Genomic DNA, 18,351 nt, shown 5'->3' with positions numbered 1-18,351 from the left:
CGTGAAATCTGGCTGACGCGTCTGCCAACGGAAACCATTGATTATAGGGCAGTTTCAGGCCACAGCACCCGTGCGTACGGTGCATTACAAACCGCGCAGCGCGTGCGTCGCTTGCCCGCAGCGACAGCGTCGCTGCGTCATCCCTACCGCTGCCGGGCGCACCCATGGCGGTGGTGGTCGATCAGGGGAGATAGGCCGCGCTATGCGGCGGGGTCGCTTGTGGCGCGGATGCGCCTGTGCGACAAGGATCGCGTGACGAGCGGGCCAGCCTGAACAAGGAAACTGGTCATGCCGAAAATGTCTGAACGCGATAAGCTCGCTGATCTGGAAGCGCGCGAGAAACGCATTGCGGGCGAGATTGCCGCCACGCGCCAGAAGCTGCGCGATCGCTATGCGGCAATCGTGACAGCGCTGCCGATCGAGCAACTGACGGAACGCGAGTTCCGGGACGTGCTGGGCCATGTGCTGCGGCTGGGCGGCGCGGGTGCGCTGGCGGCGCTCAAGGGGGCGTCGGTCGCGCCCGAGGTCTCCCGTTCGGGGAAAGCGCCAGCCGCGCCGGCGCCCGCAAGGGGGAATGATGGTGCCACGTCCACGCCCTTGGCGGGGGCATGAAGCTGTCGGCCCTTCCCTTTTCTTCCCCGCCGCCGCGCCGTCAGGCGCGGCGGCGGCCGGCGGCACGACAAAAGGCCAGCGCGCAAGGATGCGCGCCAGCCTTGGCCGGTCTGTTGTCCTGTCAGCGGCGCGGCGCTTTGGGGGAAGCGCCGCGCTGTCTGCTGTCAGGCGCTGCGCCGTGCGCGCCTGAATGTATCGCCTTCGCCGTCCTGCGGCTTGCGGGATGCAGGGGCATCCTTGGGCTTGCGGAAGGCGTGAATGGGAACGCCCTGTTTGCGCAAGGTCTGGTAGAGATTGGCCTGAATGCCCGATCCCTCGCAAAGGACGGCTTCCACCGCGCCAAGCTCGGCCAGCTTCTTGTTGCGGGTGAAGGCGGGCTTCTTCCCTCCCCCGTAGAGGCCGAACGCGACGACGGGCACGCCCTGCCTTGCCGCCCATGCCGCCGCGATGGCGTCAACGCCCTTGCGCTGCCCGGTGGTGACAAGCGTCATATGCGGCACGCGCGCCTTGATCTCGTCCAGCTTGGCCCAAAGCGGCTCCCATTCCTCCCACATGGCGGGGCCGGACAGGATGACGACAGGGCCTTGCGGCTGGTGCTTCTCGCGCTTGGCAAGGGCGCGCTCCTGCAAGAAATCCAACGCGTTCACATAGCTTGCGGTGGTGACGGATGAAGCCTTGCTGCCCTTGGTCGGTGCCCATGCCTTGCGCCAGCAAGCGCGATACAGCGCGGCGGCATAATCCCGCATCGCCTCGATAGCGGCGCGCTGTTCGGTGAGCGACTGGCAAAGCAACTGGGTATCCTCAAGGTCTTTGTTGAACACCTCCCCCGGTTCCATGCGCCGGGTCATGTCGCGGATCTTGTCGGCAAGCCGATCCTCCTGACGCTCCAGCGTTCCCGCAACGAAATGGAAGCTGTTGACGATACCCCAAGCGATTTGCGGGGCGAGCGGGTCAAGCCGCGTGTCGTGCAGCAGGCCATGCAGCGAAGTCATGAGTTCGCCGCAAACCTTCTGCGCCGCGAAGGGTTCGGGCATCTCATATTCCCCCGGCTCGTCGCCCGGTTCGATGATCGACAGCGGCAACGGATCGCCAAAGGATGCTTCCAACGGGTTCGTCGCGATGGCTTCGGCGTAGAGTTCCGGCAGGTCGGCGAATGTGCTAACGGCTACCTTAGCTGATTGCTTGCTCATGGTATGGCTCCTGATGCTCGATGATCGGTCAGGGTCCGGGAAAGTGTTCCACCACTCCCCCGGCCCGTCTTGGTTCAGCGCCTAGAACGCGACTTCATCGTCCAGATCGGCGGCGGCGCCTTGGCTCGACAATCCGCCGTTTGCATCGGCGGTGCTGTCCCCGAACCCGTAGTCATCGCCGCGCCCGGAACCGGACGGTGCATTGTCGCGCGGGGAGCGGACGGCAGGGCCGAAATCGTCGCGCTGGTCCTGCCTGCGCCATGCCACGCGATAGCCTTCCTCGACCGTGCCGAAAAGCGCGATGGGGAGCGGTTCGGACATGGACGGATCGTCGATATTCCCTTGCAGGAACACTTCGCCGGTCCGCTTGGCCGTGGCTTCCCAAAGCGCGCCGATCTGCACCACGCGGCCCCCGACATTGGGCGCGACGATCTCATAAGCCGGGGCCAGTTCGTTGTCGCTCTCGACGGGACGCAAGGCCAGCTTGGGCAGGTCGATTGCACGGGTAGCAATCGAACCAATCAGGCGGCCCTTCTTCAAATTGAACTCACCGATATTCATGACCTATACTCCTGAAAAATGCTTCCGGGGCCAATCCCCATCCGCACCTATACTTATACCCCCTCCCCCTTTTCGAGTATATGCCATTGTTTTCTTGACAGATTTTCATCCTATTTGGTGAGCCTGAGCCAAGAAAAACGGACGCGGCAGCGTCCCGAACAAAGAAAAGCATGGCGAAGCCATTCCTTCCTGATCAGCGTTGGACGCGACGGGGCCTGTCTGTCATCCCATCCGGAGCCGCCTTCGCCGGGGCTCAAGGGTCAGGGCTGGTCCGGGTGAGCAAGGGACGTCGCGCTGCGCCCTAGTGGAGGTTGAAGAAAATGGGCCTGCCGACACCTTTGGATCAGGCAATCCCGTCGGCAGGCCCATTTTCTTCTACCGCAGCTTGGGCGGAGGCAGCCCTTGCTTGCCCGGACCAGCCCTGGCACGCCGAGACCCTGCGAGGCGGCGCAGGGTGGGATGACAGACCGCGTGCGACGCTGATTGCGGGCCGAGGCGTCCTCGCCGAGGTCCGCGGCAACGGTGCCGCGAGCGCGACGCTTGAGGAAGGAAACAGAGCGTGCCTCTGGGGATGCTACGCCGGCCCGAGCCAGAGAACGTCGAGGAGGCTGGGGCTCGCCTTGCGTCCCTCGACGATGACGGTCGCGTCCACCAGCGGCGGGAAATCCTGCGCGCCCTCGAGGCGCCAGACGTGGCCATCCTCCATCTCGAGGAGGAAACCGCGCTCGGATCGGCGCAGACGTCCCTGAAGGCGCAGGGGAACGGCCGCCGCGGTCACGGCGCGGGATATCCGCCGGTCGAGGCGGCCCATGCGGAAGAGGAAAAGCATATGATCACGACGATCCTATTGCGGGGCATCATTCCGATTGTAAACATGTTCGACCTATGTTCCAATCCTGGAAGAAAGGATTTCCCATGATTGCGGACTATCTCACCGGGTTCGATTTCAGCCTGCCCCTGATCGATGCGGTCAACGATCCCGACATCGCGGATGTGCGCAGCGAGATCGCCGCCCTCGCCCTCGGGGAAGGTCTGGATTCCGGATATTACGAGACGCAGGAGCTGGCCGAAGCCTTTCTGGAGGCGGCCCGCGAAGCCAATGCCGGGATCAGCGATCTCCATAGCCCCGCTCGCGAGCGCCTTGCCGATATTCTTGATCGCGGTTCACCTTATCAGCGCTGCTTGTTCGATGCGGTGGCCACGTTGCCGCTGGCGGACGCGGCGAGCCATCTCGTCTGGCTTACGGAGCTGATGCGTGATCGCGCGGATATGTATCGGCCGGTCGAAGCGGCGCGTCTATCGACACGCTGAATATCCTGCCCCCACCTGCGGCATCCGGTAATTTCGCCCGGAACCGATTGGCAGTTGCTGCCCGATTGGTTTAGAGGAGCGTGTCCGCCGGTGGTGGGCCGGAGAGTAGAAACTCCGAACAATAGAGTCGGCGCATGCCTTGCGGCCGGATTGCCTGATTATGTCCAGGCTCCGGCTAAAGATCAGGCGCGCGTTCTATTGTTCGCGTCTTTCTACCGTCCGGCTCAGGGGCCGGCATCCTCCTTCGGGGAGGGTGCCCGCCGACTGAGCGCGACGGGACGGAGAAGCAGACATGACAAACGAAAAGCCAGGTTTGAAAAAAGCCATCGAGCTGATGGAGGCGGCCCTCGAATGCCTGACCGGCCCCAAGGATCAGGTGGTGGCGATGCGATTGTCGCACGCGCTTGATCTCGCACGAGAGCGGCTGCTCGAAGGAGCCTGACCGCCGCCAGCGCCTTGTCGGCAGAGCTATGCGGAAATCCGCTTCAGCATGTCCGCCGGCGTCAGGATCGTAATCGCCGGCAATCCCTGAACGTCCAGCAAATCCTTGTGGCCACTCACCAGCCAGCGAGCCGAGCCGGCCATGGCGGCGCGGATGAACATATCATCATCGGGATCTCGGCTGCTGACCGGAAGAGCATCGTCATTCAGCTCCACCCAGTCGGCGATTGCGCTGAAATCGTGTAGAATCTGATTTCGACGCTCGATGGTCAGATATCTGTCGAATTTCGGACGCCAAAGACGGGAACGGAATTCTTCGAAAGTGGCCTCGGCGAAGATCAGCCGGGCATGGGCGATCACCCAGAGCGTCACCCTTGCGGGGGTCGAATCCGCTGAAAGCGCGGCGCTGATGAGGACATTCGTATCGAGAACGAACCTGTCACCCTTCATCGGACAGCAGACGCTCCAGTTCGCTATCGGTAAGGCCCTTCTGCGCGGCCTCGTTGGCGGTTTCGCGTAGCGTGCTGGCGAGCCTGTCCGCGTAGAACGCCCGCATGGCTGCATAGTCTTCCGGGGAAACCATCACACCCACAACCCGATTGCGGCGGGTCACGCGCACCGGCTCGCGCTGTACACGGTCGATCAGTTCGCCGAAGCGGGTCTTGGCTTCATTGGCGGTGATGGTCTGCATGGCTGCCTCCATTCGACCGAATTGGTCGAATCGTTCGATTCACTATCTAAGAAGGAGAAGCCTGTCTTTCAAGCGGTCTGTGCGCCAGCGCTTGCGCGCGCGCCGTGGATGCAGGCGCTACCAGCGGGCCGAAAAATCGGGATCCAGTTGATAGGCGCCGTCCTTACCGGCCACGGCAACAGGCCATTCGCGCAAAGCTTTGCGGTAGATGACCCACCGGATATTGCCCTTGAACAGCAGGCGGGTTGCGTTCGCGAAGTATCGCAATTTCCACATCGCACGTCCCTTTCGACGTTCGAAATAGCTGTGGCTGACGCCTTCGGCGATGCTGTCGATCCAGAAGGAACCATGATTGTAATCGTCGTCTTCGCTATCGACCAGTGCGGCGAGCGCGAGTGATCCCGTCCGCCCGAGCTGCCCAAGGCGCTGAATTGCCGCATGGAGCACGGGTGCAAGCTGCTCCGGTGTTGCGATGTCGATATCAGAAGTGGTCGTGATCACACGGATGGTCACGACGATTCCGACAGCCTTCGAGGATTCTTCGCTGGTGGACATGGCGATGTTCTCCATTTTGGATCACTATCGCCCCCTCCCTCCACTCCTGACCGCGAGACGGCATCTCATCATCGCCGATCAGTCACTTGGGCCGATGGATTGGCGCATCATTGCAAGCGGATCACCAACGCGCGGGCGTCGGCGTCGCAGGCCCCCGCCCCAAGCCAGACCGAACTGCCATCGCGGCTTCCGGCATAGAGTCCGAATAGGCGCATGGCGGGGTTCCCGAAGACATGGTTGCTGTGCGCGATCGCACTCATCGTATCGAATGGGCCCGAGGACAGTCTACAGATCCGACCGGCGCCAGACATCCCTGGCGCTGTCGGCGTGGACGGCAACGAGGCCCTGTCCATCCAGTTCGGCCTGGACACAGCAGACAAGATCGCCGGTCTCGCCGATGCCGGGCCGTTCATAGATATAGAGGTCGAAGAGCGCCCGGGCGTTTACAAGCATATGGCGCTCGCGGATGCGCGACCAGGGGAATGTCTGATTGAGATCGGTGTCCGCCCAATCCGGGTCCTGGCTGATTGCGAGGATGTTGAGGGCGGCATCGCCCGTCACGAGGCTGACGCGCTCGGCAATCTCGATCGCAAAGCGGGCAGCCGAACTGTCACGGCGAGCAATGCGTTCGGCGATCTCTCGTAGTCGCCGGATATCTCCGGCGGACAATCGGATGGTTTCGGTCATTGGCGTTATTCCTGTCAGGGTAGTTCAAGAGTGAGGCGGTTTATGGCGAAGCCCCGCGCCCCTTATGCCGCGGCAATGTCAACCGAGACGGCCGGACGCCAGGAACGCCGTCCGTTCCGCATCGCTGGCGAGGGTGACGAACCGGTCTTCAGGGCGAAGATAGACGACGACATACCGCCCGCGCTCGCACAGGCGCCGAATGTTGGCGCGGCTGCCATGGCTTGCTCCGTCCCATATGACGAACCCGGCGCCGGCGAGGCAGGCCATTTCCCGATCTTTCGCACTATGGAACGCGCGTGTGCCCGCAGGAGCATCGGCCCGGATCTGCCGGACCGGCCATATGCCGATATTGTGACGGGGAACGGAACCACCGCAGAAGATCGTGACGTGACGCACGCCGCACTCGGCAAGAAAGTGCTGGATAGCAGCATCCGCGCCGGGGGCATCACCGATCACGACAGGCAGTTCCTGGTCGATGATCACGCCAAGCCGCTTCATCACGCAGGCTGGAAGCTGCCGGATGGAAAGCGATCCGGAAATGAATACAGGCGGCGTAGCCGGTCGATGGTATGTAGCAAAATCGCTGGCGGTCATGGCAAGCTCCCAGGGAAGTTCACCGCCACCCTTCCCCCTTTCTCCATGCGAGCCATTTCGGAACGGCCGATGCCGTCATTCCCGATGTTGCGCGATGATACGTCGGGCGAGTTCGCCGATTTCCCCCCGATCGGCGGTCTGCGTGCAATCGCCCGGATAGACGATGAGATCGTCCGCCGCCGCGCTGCCTTTGCTGATATATATCCGCCAGACATTACGGCGAACTTCTGCCTGCTCACGGGCTTCGGTGAGAGGATTAAACAGGTCCGCCCACTGGCGCCGGTCGGGATCGTCCGCGAGATCGGTCCAGTCTCCCAACATGCCCCACACGTTATATCCATCAATCACGGCATAATGCTCGCGTGCTGCGCGCCGCGCGGCTTCGCGCTTGGGTGCATCGCGTCGTGCCTTGGCCTCTGCCTGTTTCCAACGGACCGACGACAGCCCCTGTTCGAGGCCCTGGATGACGTCCGCCGCCACGGCTTCCCCCCGCCTGGGCAGGATATAGGAGTGGTGTGCGGCCGCGATCTGTTCGGCGCCATATCGCGCGAGCGCTAGCAAGGCCTGCAGTTCGGTCTTGTTGAGAGTGACCCGAAGGCCGCTCGCCAGCGCGTGCGTTTTCATGGGCGGCGTTCCTTGTACCAGGGTTTGAGGCCCGCGAGCGGCAGCTTGTATTCCCGCGCGGTGTGATGGCCGTCCTCGGAAAAGAAGCCCCAGTGGCCGGTCGAGGAATATCGCAGGAACAGGAGCTTCTCGTTCTCCTCGGTCCTGATCCACATGCCAGGCGCAATCGGGTATCGATCGGCAGTGTTCATTGGCGCCTCCTCGATGATGGGAATTCCGTCAGGCGACGTGCAGGACGAGATTCTCGTCCTTCGCCGGACGCGTCTCCGTCACACGGAACGGCTGGATCGAACTGCCGGTGCGGATGACATACTGATTGCGGCCGGTGGCGCTGCGGCGCTGAATCGCGCAGGCATATGCGTGCTCCGCGCTTGCTAAGACCCCACGAAGGGGAGACAGTTGGGCCATGATATCCTCCATGATGTTGCGGTGAGGAAACTTTGTGCCCGGCAGGCGGGCATAGGCAGCGGGATCAGCCTTGTTGCTGTGTGCCTTCCGCATCGTCGGAGGCGACCGGAAGGCCAATACTGTCGATGACGGTGCGCGCCGACTTCTCCCAACCGGCCTCGTCGAGGATATCGGCGGCATCCATCCTGGCGACATCGAGTTCGCTCTGGGTGGAAGCGAGTGCGATCTGCCTGAGCGCGCGAAGCGCCATGTGCATCTCGATCATGCGGCAATCGCTTCCACGGTGATGCGGAACGAGGTGCGATCGTCCAGCACGAGGTAGATCTGCGTCCCCGTCTCCATGTCGCAGCTCGCGATGCTGTCGATATTGGCACTGGTGCCGTGGATTTCCGAAATCACGTGCGGCGGACGGTCATCCTCGCAATCGCCGCCCTCGTCGCACTTTTGGGCATGGGTCTCCAGCAACTCGGAGATCAGGGCAGCAACCGTGCTGGCGCGGGTCGGATTGTCGGTGTCGGTCCTGTCGATCACATCGCGCAGGATCGGTGTCAGCGCGTCATTGATCTGGAAAAGCAGGTCCGACCTTTCCCTATCGCGAAGACCGTCCAGCACGGTGTCGGGAATGAGGTTGGTGACCGCATGGGTCGCGTCATTGACCAGCCCGTCGAAATGATCGTCGTTCATCGGATGTCTCCCTGGCGGATTCGACCGGACGCGGCGCACGAGGCGCCCGGTCTTGTATCGGGGATGGAAGGCTATTGGCGGTCTCAGGGCCGCTGCATCATCCTGGCCCGGACGCTCTCGATCCATTGTGCCGGGTTGTTATGATGCTCTAGAAATTCCTGCGACCACGCGAATACCGTCTCGGTATCCGGCTCGACCGTATCGAGCGCGTCGCCATAATCGGGATGGTGCGCGCCTTTGCAGCTGTTGCGCATGAAGATGAGCGCGCCGGCGCACATGGCGCGGGCATCGCTGCCGTCGCCCGGAATGGTCTTGTGGCAAGGCAGCGGCGGCCCGTCGAACTGGATCTGCTGCGTGAAATCCTCCGGCCGGTAGCCGCCCAGCCAACCGGCGGGATGATCGCGGCGCCAGGGGCATTCGTTGCACGGCCGCGTGAGCAGCGGCTTCATGTCGCGCCCGCCCGCGCGGTTTGCAGCGTCTCCGCCATGAGCCACCGGGTCGAGCCGCCGAATATTTCCGTATCGGTGACGACATAATAGCCGCCGCCGAAAGCGCCGGCGATGTCCTTGTCAGCCACCTCCGCCCATTGAAAACCGAAGGGCAGCGCGGATTTGCAGACCTTCTGGATCAGTGATGCGAGAGCCGGAACGTCGACCTCATGGCCGCTGATGAACGCGAACTGTGTCCTGGCCTCCGGGTCACCTTGAATAATGAGGTCGGCGTCGAACTCGGGGAAGCCCGGGTCGGACCAGAGATCGAGAAAGTCCGCGAATGGATCTTCCTCTTCCGGCTTTTTCGGGAAGGTGTTCCTGAAGGCTTCGCTGAGCGACGCGTAACAGGTCTTCACCGCTTGCAGGCTGTCAGACGAGAGTTCTGCGAAGTCGCTGGACAGCTGCGCCGACACGGCGAAGCATTCCTTGAGCAGCAACGCTTCCGCCGGCGTCACCGGAATGGCGAACGCCGTTTGCAGATAGTGATTGGCCATTTTCGGGCTCCTCGATGAAAAGGACAGAATGGAGGTCGAGAGCACGAAGCCGGCTCAGTCGCCGATCGCCTCGACGCAGCTTTCGCCATCGATATCGAACGGGCCGGTATCGGTATCGATCGGATCATGGTTGGCGCTTTAGTCGTCGATTTGCTCGATTGTCGGGGACAGCCATTCCACAAAATGATCGGCCCGTTCCCGCGCCTCGGTGGCGTCATCCGCATCGACGATGACGGAGATGAACGCTTTCACGTCGACGGAATATCTAGGCATCGTTCGTCTCCGATCCCCTGCCCCACCGCTCGACGGTCTCCGTCGCGACCTGCTTGACCGGCACGATCCGGCCCCGGTTCATCGCGGCGTCGATCAGAGCGCACAGGACGAAATCGAGATCGAAGGCGGCCTCTGGGTCGCCGAAAGGGCCGAAGCCGGGTTGCTCCTGGCCGGACAGCGGCTCTTGCTGTCGCATAGCCTTGCGCGCGAGACCTTCGATCACCGCTAGGTCTGCTTCGACCTTGGGGTTCATGGCGTCGCCGATCACGTTCACCTTCGCGGTCACCTCGACCAGCTCGGTGTGGAGATGGCTGGATCGCATCACGACCAGCACCTTGCGTTGCATTGTCATGGCAAATTCCTTTGGGGATGTTGGTCCGCATGGTTGCCGACCGGCTAGATCATCGGATCTATGGGCAGCCGGGCGCTGATCTCGTCGTCCGTAAGATCTTCGAGAAGCTTCTGGACCGTGCCGACGCCGGGTTGATGGACAAGGATGACACGCTTGCCGCGGTGTTCGGGAGGCCAGGAATCGGGAGCGGCCTCCCCGGCAAGACCGCGATAGTCGGCAGGCGTGCGCGCCCATATCAGGTCGAGCTTTGCGTCGCGCGACAGGCCGGCGGTGCCCGTTGTCTCATGCTCGACAATCGCCGCGCGCATCGCGTCAGGGCTATGGCGGTGACCAAGGTTGCAATAGCCGGTGAACCAGCGGGTGCGTCCGATCACGATCTCGAAAAAGACAGAGCCGACGAAACCGGCCTTGAGTTCGGACATCGCGAACATCCCGGCGCGCATGAACAATGGCGGCAGCATCTCGAGCATGTATTCGTAGGAGGTGCTCTCGATTTCAAACCAGCTATTCTCAAAGGCCTTTCCCGAAATACGATCCTCACAGGGGCAGTCTGGGACGCGGTTGAACAGCTCGAACATCTGCTCGCGCGTCGCGACGCCGTCGAAAATCTTCCTGAATGGCGGAGCTTGGGTCATGGGGCGGTTCCTCATGGACATGGCCCGCCGCGGCGCGCGACAGCACGCCTGGCAGGCTGGTATGGGAAGGGGCTATTCGACGGCGCTGAGCACGGACATGTCGTCATTGTCCGCGAAGCTGGCCTCGACCCGATGGTTGACAGCCTGCATCCTGATCGCCCGGTCCTTGGGGATCAGCCAGGCGACATGCTCGCGCATCGCCTCGCGGACGCGTTCGAGGACCGCGGCATCCTCACCGAGCAGCAACATGTTCGCGACGAAGCGCGCCTGCATCTCGAACGCCGCCTGCTGGGTATGATAGCTGTCGGCATCGCAATCCTCATCGGGATAGAAACAGGCAGCTTCGATCAGCGAGGCAAGTTCGCAGGGCGTGATCGCGCTGTCGGCTCCGAGCAGGATGATGACCTCCTCAAGATCGGTCCAGCGATCGGGTGGCATGATCAGGACATCGGCGGGAAGCACGATCACATCGACGTTTTCGGTGGGAACGTCCTGCCCCTGCACGGCGATTTCGAGGGAGATTGCCTCGACCCGCCCGGAGCGAAAATCGGATGGCGGTTCCATGTCCGCACCGTAGTCGCAGATGTCGCCTTCACCCCGCTCGATACGGAAGGAACAGCCGAGCACCCGCGGGATGGCATTATACCAGACATATCCCGCGAAATCGTCGATCGGACGTACCAGCGCCGCGCCGAGCGGCCGTCCTGAAGCAACCGCGCGGTTCACGGCTTGCTCGATGTGGGTCTGGTCCGCCGGCATCAGGATCATCGGCTCGCCCGCCACCCGTTCGCCGATCGGAACGCCATCGGTTTCCGCCGTGCGCGGCGTCCATTCATGGAGCCAGGGGGCTGCTTCCGGCAGGGATATGCCGAGTGCCCTGGCGCGCTGCCAATGGGCAAAGGAAAGCCGATGGTGGCCTTTGCGGGCGATGGTGCGGAAGATCGCCGCCTCACAGGCTTCGCGCAGCGCCTCGAGCGCGGCCCCCTGCAAAATTTCCTTGCGCGCTGGCAGGACAAACCGAATTGGGCAGGTGTCGACGATATCGACCTTGGCATACCAGCCCCGGCCGCCATCGGCGTCGCTGACGAACGGCAGCCGGCAGCACACGGTAAGCCCGTGGAAGTTGATCCTGGGCTGTTCGCGATGGAGATCATATTTATCGGTGAAGACGCCGATGCGGCAGCCTTCCCATTCCTCGATCCGCACGGCGCCATGAAGGAAATTCTCGTACGGTTGCCGGTTGCCATCGAACCAGATCGACACCGGGCAGAAACGAGCCGCGCTCTTGACGGACTGTTCCAATTGCTGCGCCCACGCCTCGGGCAGGTCGATCTCGATTTCCGTGCCCTGGTCGAGCGAGGAAGGGATGACGTCGAGCGCCTGGCCGCTTTCCCATGCGTGCGGAGGGATCGACACTTGCCAGGCCGCGCCGATCGCGGCGGGATGGGAGCGCACGGTCACATGATGGCCGGCAAGACTGAACACACCCATGCCCGCGGGATCCTCCGATCGCGCGATCTTCTCATCCCAGCCGGAATCGCCGAGCGCCAGAAACTTGACCGGATCGGCGATACCGCACCCGTCGTCGCGGATGCGCAGCACAAGTCCCTGATCGGCCTTAACCTGGGTGATATCGATGCGCTTCGCGCCAGCTCGACGTGCGTTCTGGATAATTTCGAGGAGGGCGGCCAGCACCCCACCATCACTGAAGCGGCTGATTTTGGTGAGCAGCGACGGACTGACCATCGTATTGATTGTCGTGGGAAAGGTCATGGGAGCCTCCGGATTTCTGCGACCTCATCATCGCCCCCAAATCCCGCCCCCTCCCCTTCGCGGCGCGATTGCGCGATTGGGATGCAGCACCCCGATGGGGCACCGCGAGCGCGGAATGGACGAAAAATGGATCGGCGAGTCGGGCGGTCAGGCGGCGATGCGCCGATAGACGGACTCGCCGTTCGAGAAGCTGCCCAGGCGGACAAGGGTCGCGAAACGCTGCTCGAATTTTGGCCCGATCCGGTCGAACCATCGCTGTGCCAGCCCTTCCTGGCCGACATCGATATCGTCCCGCAAGACCACCCAATAGGCTATGCAACCGCAATATTCCGAGAGGCCGAAGCGGGCATAGCCGTTCATGGCGACAATCCGGTCTTCACGATCGATCCAGCCGTCATGCGCCCATGCCGAAGGATAGAGTGCGAGCACCTGTTCCCGAAAATCCGCGACGATGAAGTCCCAGTCATCCTGTGCGGCAAATTCATCGAAATGGCGGGTGCCGGAATCGTCGTCATCCTCGATCCAGCCCGCGTCCCACTGCGAGAACGCGACATGCGCTCCGCCGGGATGGGATACCGAGCGTCCCATGGTCAGTTCCTTTCGTCGGCAGACGGCCGCCAGGCGGGCGGCTGGGCGGCGACAGGTTCATCGGCCGCAGCACGACCCGGATCTTGCGGCACGGGTTCCGGCTTTATTGTGGGATGGAAAGGATCGGACCAGTCGATATGATCGACGATCCAGTCCGGCACGAAGTCCCAGTCGAAACACAGGTCGTAGCTGTTGGCGACAACGCTCCAGGCCGCCTCGACCGCGCTGGCCCAGCCCACGACGGTCAAGCGCAGGTCAGCCGTGCCGACCGCATTGCAGGTTTGGCGGATGGCCAGCGCCAGGGCGATAGCGTCGGGATCGGAACTGGGATGATCGCGCAATGTCAGCACGGCCTCCCAGAGGCAGGCAGCGGTTTCGAGACTATCCATCAGCATCGCGCGGCTTCGGTTTTCCGCAGCGGGCGCGATCTCAGCCTTTGCGCAGACGCTGCGCGGCCGGACAGCGATCCGTGATGGCTCCGCGGGCCGGGAAGAGACGCCGGTTTTCATGCTGCGGTCTCCTCGGCCGCGGCATGGCGGGCGTCGGCTTCCAGAGCATCGAGGTCGATCGGTAGCGGCTTGCCCGGCTTGTCGGTGATCACCACCACTGAATCCGGCTTGTAGAACTCGCTGCCGATCGTCGAGATACGAATGCGGGCCACCGGCTCGCCAGACCGCACGCGCTCATGTCCTTGCCAATCCATCCGGACGCGGCGGCCATCGGCGGCTATCTCGACGGTCTTGAAGAGGGCATAGTCCCCTTTGGAGTTTTCCGAATAGATCGCCTGCGTCGTCGTATAGATTTCCGCGGGTTTGGCTGCGCCATACTTGCCCTTGCAGGCCGCGACCATCCGCAGATTCCAGACGGCCTGCAATTGCCGGGCCTGTTCGGCGGACGGATTGATCAGCGGCACGGCATCCGGCTTACGCGAAGCACGCCGCGTCTTTTTCTCGGGCACCGTGTAGCCGCACCCCTGCATCAGGTCGCGCCAGTCGCTCTCGCTCAATTCAAGGGTGGATGCCGACGCGATATGCGCCGGAAGCGGGACCGGGCTTTCGAGCCGGAAGACTGCCGCCGCGATCGCGGTGCATTTGGGGCTTTCCGCGCCATGCTCACGAGCGAAGGCCTGGATGATGACCGGGGTCAGTTCGCCATCATAGCGCGGCACGTCGCCCAGCATGGAACGCTCGAATGCGAGCCGGTGCAGGACGTGCTCGATCCAGCGGCCGCGGTTGGGGCCGTTGACGGCGAGCGTTGCCCCGTCGATGCATTGCTGCCGTGCGTCGGCAGGCGTGATCTCGCCCTTGTCGACCTTGTAGTAGAGATCATAGCCTGACCAGAGTTCGCGGGAATCCCTGTTGCCGAGCGCATGGCGGATCTGTTCGTCGGTCGTGATCTCCTCCCAGATCGCCAGCGCCGCATGGGCCCTGTTGATGCCGCGCTGAAGGTCGCGCAGTTCCGCCAGCAGCATCTTGATCCGGTTGGCGCGGACGCGCGGATCACTCTTCCTGCTGGCGTAATGCTCGGCGCTGCTCGCGCGGCCGAGCCAGTAGCCCGCGGCCTTCTCGGCCTTCACGGCCGCTGTCATGGCGGAGTGCATGCGTTCCTGGGTCTTGCGCGCACCGCGCTCGCTATGATGACCGACAAGGATCGGCTGGCCCATATAGAAGGCCTGCGACAGTTCGTCCGCGCGGCGCGCAAAGGCGTTGGCTTGGGCGTGGCGCTTGTCTGCAAGGCCCTCGAGCCGTTCGGCCTTCATCGCGGCGCGCTCGGCCAGGGTCATCTCTTCCGCCTCGATCTCGCCAGCCAGTTCGATGGCCAGGTCCTCGCGTTGCGGCGTCCACCTGGGCGCGACGAACAGCTCCTGTTTCGGAGCCCATTTGAACCCGGCCTCCTTGACCTGTGCATAGGTCTCGGCATCAAGGCGCGATGATGCGTAAATGCGGATCTTGTTGTCCTCGGGGCTGTAGGTTGCGGTAAAGCTGGTCATCGATCGTTTTTTCGAGCGGTCCGCGATCATCAGGTTTCGGGGCAAGGCGGTGCATCTGCGCTCCCCGGAATCACGAAGCCCGGCGCGATGGCCGGGCTTCGTGGAAAACGGGGAATGTTGGTGTCGGATGGGCTATTCGCGCAGGTCTCCTGCGGCTATGTCGCCAATCCAGCTCGAGGCTTCCTCAAAATCAGCGTCGTCGTCTTCGACCAACGCGGCGAGCGCGACCGCCCCGGTGCGGCCGAGCTGGCCGAGGCGCTGAATGGCTGCGTAGAGGATGGGCGCGAGTTGCTCGGCGGTCGCGGTATCGATGTCGGTAGTCGTCATGCAGATGCTCCTTGTGGAAATGGTGGGTGGCAAGGGATGGCCCGCGGCGCGGGCGGCACGACCGGCGCGCCCAACCATTCGCGCCAGGATTTCGGGATGGGCAGCTTCAGGCGCCTTTTCAGGCGAATTCGACGACGACCTCATTCACCGCGGGTTTCCGGCGTTTCGAGCAGCACGACAGCGATCGACGGCTTTTCGGAAGTATCGGCCTTGCGGCTGTCGTAGCGGTGAATCCCCTTCTCCGCGATCGTCAGCATATCGAACACCGGCACCGGCGATCCGTCGCCTCCGGGTACGGTCATCGCCGAATCTCGATATTGGATGTCGATGAAGCGCGGCGGCCCGCCTGTGTGGTATGGCCCGAAATAGAAGGTGACGCGCAGCCCCTCGCTGGTTTTCGCGCTGATGGTGAAGCCGCCGTCCGGAATATCGACCGGCAAGGTCGGAACATGGTTGAAGGTCGCGAAGCCGATGCTTTCCGCATCGGCACGGGTCATGATCGGCAGTTGCGACATGCTCGTCGACGAAGATGGTTTGTCCATGGAATATGGCCTTTCGGAACGGGTGAATACACCGGCTCACCGCCGGGATGATGAGCGCAGAAATCGGCCGGGACCCGGCAGTCGTGCAGACGGTATCCCCAACCGCGGCTAGGAACGCCGAAGCGCTTTCTCGTCTGGCGTCTCGATATGGACATAGCGCCTGCCGCCGCTGCGGCGTTTGCGAATGCGTCCGTCCACGAACGCATCGGCCCATCGTTGCGCTTCGGCCGCACGAGCGCCGCCAGCGCATTCATCGGCCTGCTCGAAGAGCGCATAGGCAAGGGCATATTGTTCGCGCTCCGGAAGGGAGAGCAATATTGTGGCGATCGGCAAGGCGCTCTCGTAGAACTCGAGCACGCGGCAACCCAGACCGCTGTGCATCAGGATAGCAATGCGACCCCTGCTTCCGATACCTGTCGGTCGCGCTATCTGCACATCATGCGATGCATAGGTGATCGAGACGCGGGAGGTTTCGGCTTCACCGCGATGGAAGACGCGATCGTCGCGATGGGCAAGCGGGTGCGCGAGAACCTCATAGCCGTCGAAGTTCTCGACCTTGCGAATGTAGTTATGTCCGATAACGCCCATGGCGGTCACTCCGCTGCCATTTGTGCCGTGGCTCGGCCGTCCGAGGCACTGGCTGCATCGAGGCGGGCTATCCAATCCGGATCGATGCAGGCGTCCTCCACGGCCCAACTGCTGATGGAGGCAGGGACGGGATCGCCATTGTCGCGTGAGACCAGCAGGAGATCATCGGGATCGGCGCCCTCGACATCATAATCGACGACACGCACCGTGATCGGCCTGTCGGCGATGATGCCCTGGACAAGACCGCCATCGAGTTCGATCACGACATTGGCTTCCTGTGGAGTCAGTTCACCGCCGTTGATCCGCATGCAGAGGCCATCGATCTCATCCGAAGTCAGCGGCTCATGCCGACCGAGATTGCTGGCGACATCGTCAAGGTCGGCCCCACAGTGGCATCGCTGGTGGTCACGCAATGCCGCAAGCACGGTCGAGAGTTCCCGATCGTTGAGTGCGAGAACCGTTACCCCCTGGAGGTCGGCCTTTTCGATCCACACATCGCAGCCGGCCGCATCCGCGAGGTCGTCATGGTCCATGTCGCTGATGTCGATGCCGAGCGCGGCGAGGTGACGGCATTGCGCCGCGATCAGCCCCATCTCCCAGCTGCCGACGTCGATCGGCGGCAGGGCCTCGGAATCGAGGTCGGCGCGAAGCTGGTTCACCAACCGGGTCGCGGCAATCCGGGCTTCGCGTTCGCTGGTGTGATAGCTCGTGATTTTGGACGGTTGCGAGAAATGCGTTCCGTTGGCGACGAAAATATCCATGTCGAATTCTCCGGATAGTGAGGATGCGGGATCGGTGCGGGCATCAGGCGGCGCAGCGGGCAGCGTCCTGGGAAAGGCCGAGATCAAAGGCGGTGAGGTCGGCGAACCGCGGCTCGAGGCGGTCGAAAGCAGCCGTCAGATCATCGATGTCGATCCAGGTGAAGGCGTCACCGGGATCGGCATCGAGCTGGAAGACGATGGGTGTGAAGGCCGCGGTCATCTCCGGGAAGCTGGCCTGGATGATCAAGGTTTCGATCCGGCGTCCCAGAGCGGCGATGCGGGAGGCAAGCGCGGCCCGCTCGGCATGCGGCATCGCGTAATAGCGATCGGGCGCCAGCAACGGAGAGATGCGAACGCACGGGAGACGCCCGACATGTTTCGGCCCGACAACCGTGCCGGTCAATGCCCGGCGTTCGGCCGCGACCTTGTCGGCAGGGACCAGCGCGCGATAGACATAGTGCGGCAGCGTCCCCGCGATGCGGGAACGGGTGACGATGATTTCCATGATGATTGTCCTCAGGCGAAGAGCCGGGTTGCAGCGGCGTCCGGTTGGGGAAGATCGAGGTCGCGGCGGATACGTTCGGCGAGCCTAGCGGGCTCGATCAGCTCCGCCACGGAAGCGAAGTGATTGCGGCCGCCGACATAATCCTCGCGGCCTTTGCAGCTACGAAACATCACCTCGTGGCCGGGGCCCATGCAGCCCAGATCGAGCTGGATATAGAGATGGGCGGCGTGAAGAATAATTTCACCCGAGCAGGCGCCCCCAGCCATATTTGAACGAATCTGAAATTCGTTCCGTTGGAGGCCGAGCGCCTCGGCGAGCCGTCGCAGTGCGGCGCGGCCCTCCTGGTGAAAAATGGCCTTCGCCTCGCTGTCATAGTCGACCCCGCGCCGTGCAAGCGTCACCAGGATAGGCGTGCGTTCGGCGGCGCCGACGGCTTCGACGCAGGCACGGCGCAACTCGGTCTGGGGCGGACGGTTCTCGGTTGCTATGTTGCCGAGATGGCGCACCAGCAACAGGACGGCCGGATCACGCTCCACGTCAATATGGTTGCGATGGCACTCGTCGATTGCCTGGATCAGGACATTCAGCCCTCCGGCAAGCGTGGTCAGCGCGGAAGGGTCGAGCGCCTGCTGAAAGCGAAACGCGGCGTCATAGGACATGGGGTTCTGCTCCTG

The 18,351-nt window shown here is 63.0% G+C and carries 31 protein-coding genes; 3 read left to right on the top strand and 28 right to left on the bottom strand.

From position 1 onward, the window contains the following. The first annotated feature begins 288 nt into the window (after positions 1-288). Complete coding sequence (locus NN5_RS11320; RefSeq protein WP_021688154.1) at positions 289-612, top strand: hypothetical protein; 324 nt, start codon at positions 289-291, stop codon at positions 610-612. Positions 613-776: 164 nt separating this feature from the next. Here NN5_RS11320 and NN5_RS11315 read toward each other — a convergent pair whose 3' ends face one another. The 3 genes from NN5_RS11315 to NN5_RS11305 form a co-directional block, all read right to left on the bottom strand. Beyond that, the gene (locus tag NN5_RS11315) at positions 777-1,802 is read right to left on the bottom strand and encodes a DUF2493 domain-containing protein (protein ID WP_021688155.1); all 1,026 of its coding nucleotides are present in this window, start codon (positions 1,800-1,802) and stop codon (positions 777-779) included. Between the two features lie 81 nt (positions 1,803-1,883). Further along, positions 1,884-2,363 carry a DUF736 domain-containing protein gene (locus NN5_RS11310; protein WP_021688156.1) on the bottom strand — a complete coding sequence of 160 codons (480 nt, stop codon included), beginning with the start codon at positions 2,361-2,363 and terminating at the stop codon, positions 1,884-1,886. Between the two features lie 574 nt (positions 2,364-2,937). Then, entirely contained in the window at positions 2,938-3,192 is a 255-nt protein-coding gene (locus NN5_RS11305; RefSeq protein WP_030090527.1) for a DUF5818 domain-containing protein, read from the bottom strand. A gap of 86 nt (positions 3,193-3,278) precedes the next feature. On the opposite strand from NN5_RS11305, the gene NN5_RS11300 reads away from it, so the two are divergent. Continuing rightward, the gene (locus NN5_RS11300) at positions 3,279-3,674 is read left to right on the top strand and encodes a hypothetical protein (protein WP_021688158.1); all 396 of its coding nucleotides are present in this window, start codon (positions 3,279-3,281) and stop codon (positions 3,672-3,674) included. A gap of 292 nt (positions 3,675-3,966) precedes the next feature. Continuing rightward, positions 3,967-4,116 (top strand): hypothetical protein, encoded by a 150-nt coding sequence (locus NN5_RS26310; RefSeq protein ID WP_021688159.1) that lies wholly within the window; start codon positions 3,967-3,969, stop codon positions 4,114-4,116. A 26-nt stretch (positions 4,117-4,142) separates the two neighbouring features. Here the strand turns inward: NN5_RS26310 and NN5_RS11295 are convergent, their stop codons facing one another. The 25 genes from NN5_RS11295 to NN5_RS11180 form a co-directional block, all read right to left on the bottom strand. After that, complete coding sequence (locus NN5_RS11295) at positions 4,143-4,565, bottom strand: putative toxin-antitoxin system toxin component, PIN family (RefSeq protein WP_021688160.1); 423 nt, start codon at positions 4,563-4,565, stop codon at positions 4,143-4,145. Then, entirely contained in the window at positions 4,555-4,806 is a 252-nt protein-coding gene (locus NN5_RS11290; RefSeq protein ID WP_030090526.1) for a type II toxin-antitoxin system prevent-host-death family antitoxin, read from the bottom strand. Before NN5_RS11290 ends, NN5_RS11295 begins: the two co-directional genes overlap by 11 nt. A 117-nt stretch (positions 4,807-4,923) precedes the next feature. Beyond that, the gene (locus tag NN5_RS26535) at positions 4,924-5,376 is read right to left on the bottom strand and encodes a hypothetical protein (RefSeq protein WP_021688162.1); all 453 of its coding nucleotides are present in this window, start codon (positions 5,374-5,376) and stop codon (positions 4,924-4,926) included. 270 nt (positions 5,377-5,646) lie between these two features. Then, the gene (locus tag NN5_RS11280) at positions 5,647-6,048 is read right to left on the bottom strand and encodes a hypothetical protein (protein WP_021688163.1); all 402 of its coding nucleotides are present in this window, start codon (positions 6,046-6,048) and stop codon (positions 5,647-5,649) included. A gap of 78 nt (positions 6,049-6,126) precedes the next feature. Continuing rightward, positions 6,127-6,642 carry a hypothetical protein gene (locus NN5_RS11275; RefSeq protein ID WP_021688164.1) on the bottom strand — a complete coding sequence of 172 codons (516 nt, stop codon included), beginning with the start codon at positions 6,640-6,642 and terminating at the stop codon, positions 6,127-6,129. 75 nt (positions 6,643-6,717) lie between these two features. After that, positions 6,718-7,266: a hypothetical protein gene (locus NN5_RS11270; RefSeq protein ID WP_021688165.1), complete on the bottom strand. Its 549-nt coding sequence runs from the start codon at positions 7,264-7,266 to the stop codon at positions 6,718-6,720. After that, a complete protein-coding gene (locus NN5_RS11265) occupies positions 7,263-7,457 on the bottom strand; it encodes a hypothetical protein (RefSeq protein WP_021688166.1) in 195 nt (64 codons plus the stop codon). The genes NN5_RS11270 and NN5_RS11265 overlap by 4 nt, the downstream gene beginning before the upstream one ends. A 28-nt stretch (positions 7,458-7,485) precedes the next feature. Continuing rightward, positions 7,486-7,674 (bottom strand): hypothetical protein, encoded by a 189-nt coding sequence (locus NN5_RS11260; RefSeq protein WP_021688167.1) that lies wholly within the window; start codon positions 7,672-7,674, stop codon positions 7,486-7,488. A gap of 64 nt (positions 7,675-7,738) precedes the next feature. Beyond that, positions 7,739-7,939: a hypothetical protein gene (locus tag NN5_RS11255; RefSeq protein WP_021688168.1), complete on the bottom strand. Its 201-nt coding sequence runs from the start codon at positions 7,937-7,939 to the stop codon at positions 7,739-7,741. Beyond that, entirely contained in the window at positions 7,936-8,358 is a 423-nt protein-coding gene (locus tag NN5_RS11250) for a hypothetical protein (protein WP_021688169.1), read from the bottom strand. Before NN5_RS11250 ends, NN5_RS11255 begins: the two co-directional genes overlap by 4 nt. 83 nt (positions 8,359-8,441) lie before the next feature. After that, a complete protein-coding gene (locus tag NN5_RS11245; RefSeq protein ID WP_021688170.1) occupies positions 8,442-8,807 on the bottom strand; it encodes a DUF6283 family protein in 366 nt (121 codons plus the stop codon). Further along, positions 8,804-9,343, bottom strand: coding sequence for a hypothetical protein (locus NN5_RS11240; RefSeq protein WP_021688171.1), 540 nt, complete (start codon positions 9,341-9,343; stop codon positions 8,804-8,806). Before NN5_RS11240 ends, NN5_RS11245 begins: the two co-directional genes overlap by 4 nt. Positions 9,344-9,481: 138 nt before the next feature. Beyond that, on the bottom strand, positions 9,482-9,616 hold the full coding sequence (locus NN5_RS27185; RefSeq protein ID WP_257721801.1) for a hypothetical protein: 135 nt from the start codon (positions 9,614-9,616) through the stop codon (positions 9,482-9,484). After that, on the bottom strand, positions 9,609-9,968 hold the full coding sequence (locus NN5_RS11235) for a hypothetical protein (protein WP_040714537.1): 360 nt from the start codon (positions 9,966-9,968) through the stop codon (positions 9,609-9,611). The genes NN5_RS27185 and NN5_RS11235 overlap by 8 nt, the downstream gene beginning before the upstream one ends. A gap of 44 nt (positions 9,969-10,012) precedes the next feature. Next, on the bottom strand, positions 10,013-10,603 hold the full coding sequence (locus NN5_RS11230) for a DUF1419 domain-containing protein (RefSeq protein ID WP_021688173.1): 591 nt from the start codon (positions 10,601-10,603) through the stop codon (positions 10,013-10,015). Between the two features lie 72 nt (positions 10,604-10,675). Then, positions 10,676-12,376, bottom strand: a complete 1,701-nt coding sequence (locus tag NN5_RS11225; RefSeq protein ID WP_021688174.1) for an ATP-binding protein — start codon at positions 12,374-12,376, stop codon at positions 10,676-10,678. Positions 12,377-12,523: 147 nt separating this feature from the next. Then, positions 12,524-12,964, bottom strand: coding sequence for a hypothetical protein (locus NN5_RS11220; RefSeq protein ID WP_021688175.1), 441 nt, complete (start codon positions 12,962-12,964; stop codon positions 12,524-12,526). A 2-nt stretch (positions 12,965-12,966) separates the two neighbouring features. After that, complete coding sequence (locus NN5_RS26530; RefSeq protein WP_021688176.1) at positions 12,967-13,473, bottom strand: hypothetical protein; 507 nt, start codon at positions 13,471-13,473, stop codon at positions 12,967-12,969. Then, the gene (locus NN5_RS11210; protein WP_021688177.1) at positions 13,470-14,954 is read right to left on the bottom strand and encodes a DUF3560 domain-containing protein; all 1,485 of its coding nucleotides are present in this window, start codon (positions 14,952-14,954) and stop codon (positions 13,470-13,472) included. Before NN5_RS11210 ends, NN5_RS26530 begins: the two co-directional genes overlap by 4 nt. Before the next feature lie 132 nt (positions 14,955-15,086). Beyond that, positions 15,087-15,281 carry a hypothetical protein gene (locus tag NN5_RS11205; protein ID WP_021688178.1) on the bottom strand — a complete coding sequence of 65 codons (195 nt, stop codon included), beginning with the start codon at positions 15,279-15,281 and terminating at the stop codon, positions 15,087-15,089. 140 nt (positions 15,282-15,421) lie between these two features. Continuing rightward, positions 15,422-15,823 carry a hypothetical protein gene (locus tag NN5_RS11200; RefSeq protein WP_021688179.1) on the bottom strand — a complete coding sequence of 134 codons (402 nt, stop codon included), beginning with the start codon at positions 15,821-15,823 and terminating at the stop codon, positions 15,422-15,424. 108 nt (positions 15,824-15,931) lie between these two features. After that, positions 15,932-16,411 carry a hypothetical protein gene (locus NN5_RS11195; protein ID WP_021688180.1) on the bottom strand — a complete coding sequence of 160 codons (480 nt, stop codon included), beginning with the start codon at positions 16,409-16,411 and terminating at the stop codon, positions 15,932-15,934. A 5-nt stretch (positions 16,412-16,416) separates the two neighbouring features. Further along, entirely contained in the window at positions 16,417-17,172 is a 756-nt protein-coding gene (locus NN5_RS11190; RefSeq protein ID WP_021688181.1) for a hypothetical protein, read from the bottom strand. 43 nt (positions 17,173-17,215) lie between these two features. Then, entirely contained in the window at positions 17,216-17,677 is a 462-nt protein-coding gene (locus NN5_RS11185; protein WP_021688182.1) for a hypothetical protein, read from the bottom strand. 11 nt (positions 17,678-17,688) lie between these two features. Next, positions 17,689-18,336, bottom strand: coding sequence for a hypothetical protein (locus NN5_RS11180; RefSeq protein WP_021688183.1), 648 nt, complete (start codon positions 18,334-18,336; stop codon positions 17,689-17,691). Between the last annotated feature and the right edge of the window lie 15 nt (positions 18,337-18,351).

This window comes from Novosphingobium naphthalenivorans NBRC 102051 (genome assembly GCF_001590985.1).
Lineage (GTDB): Bacteria > Pseudomonadota > Alphaproteobacteria > Sphingomonadales > Sphingomonadaceae > Novosphingobium > Novosphingobium naphthalenivorans.
The sequence above is the reverse complement of the archived record's forward strand: the minus strand, read 5'-3'. Positions and strand labels throughout refer to the sequence as shown.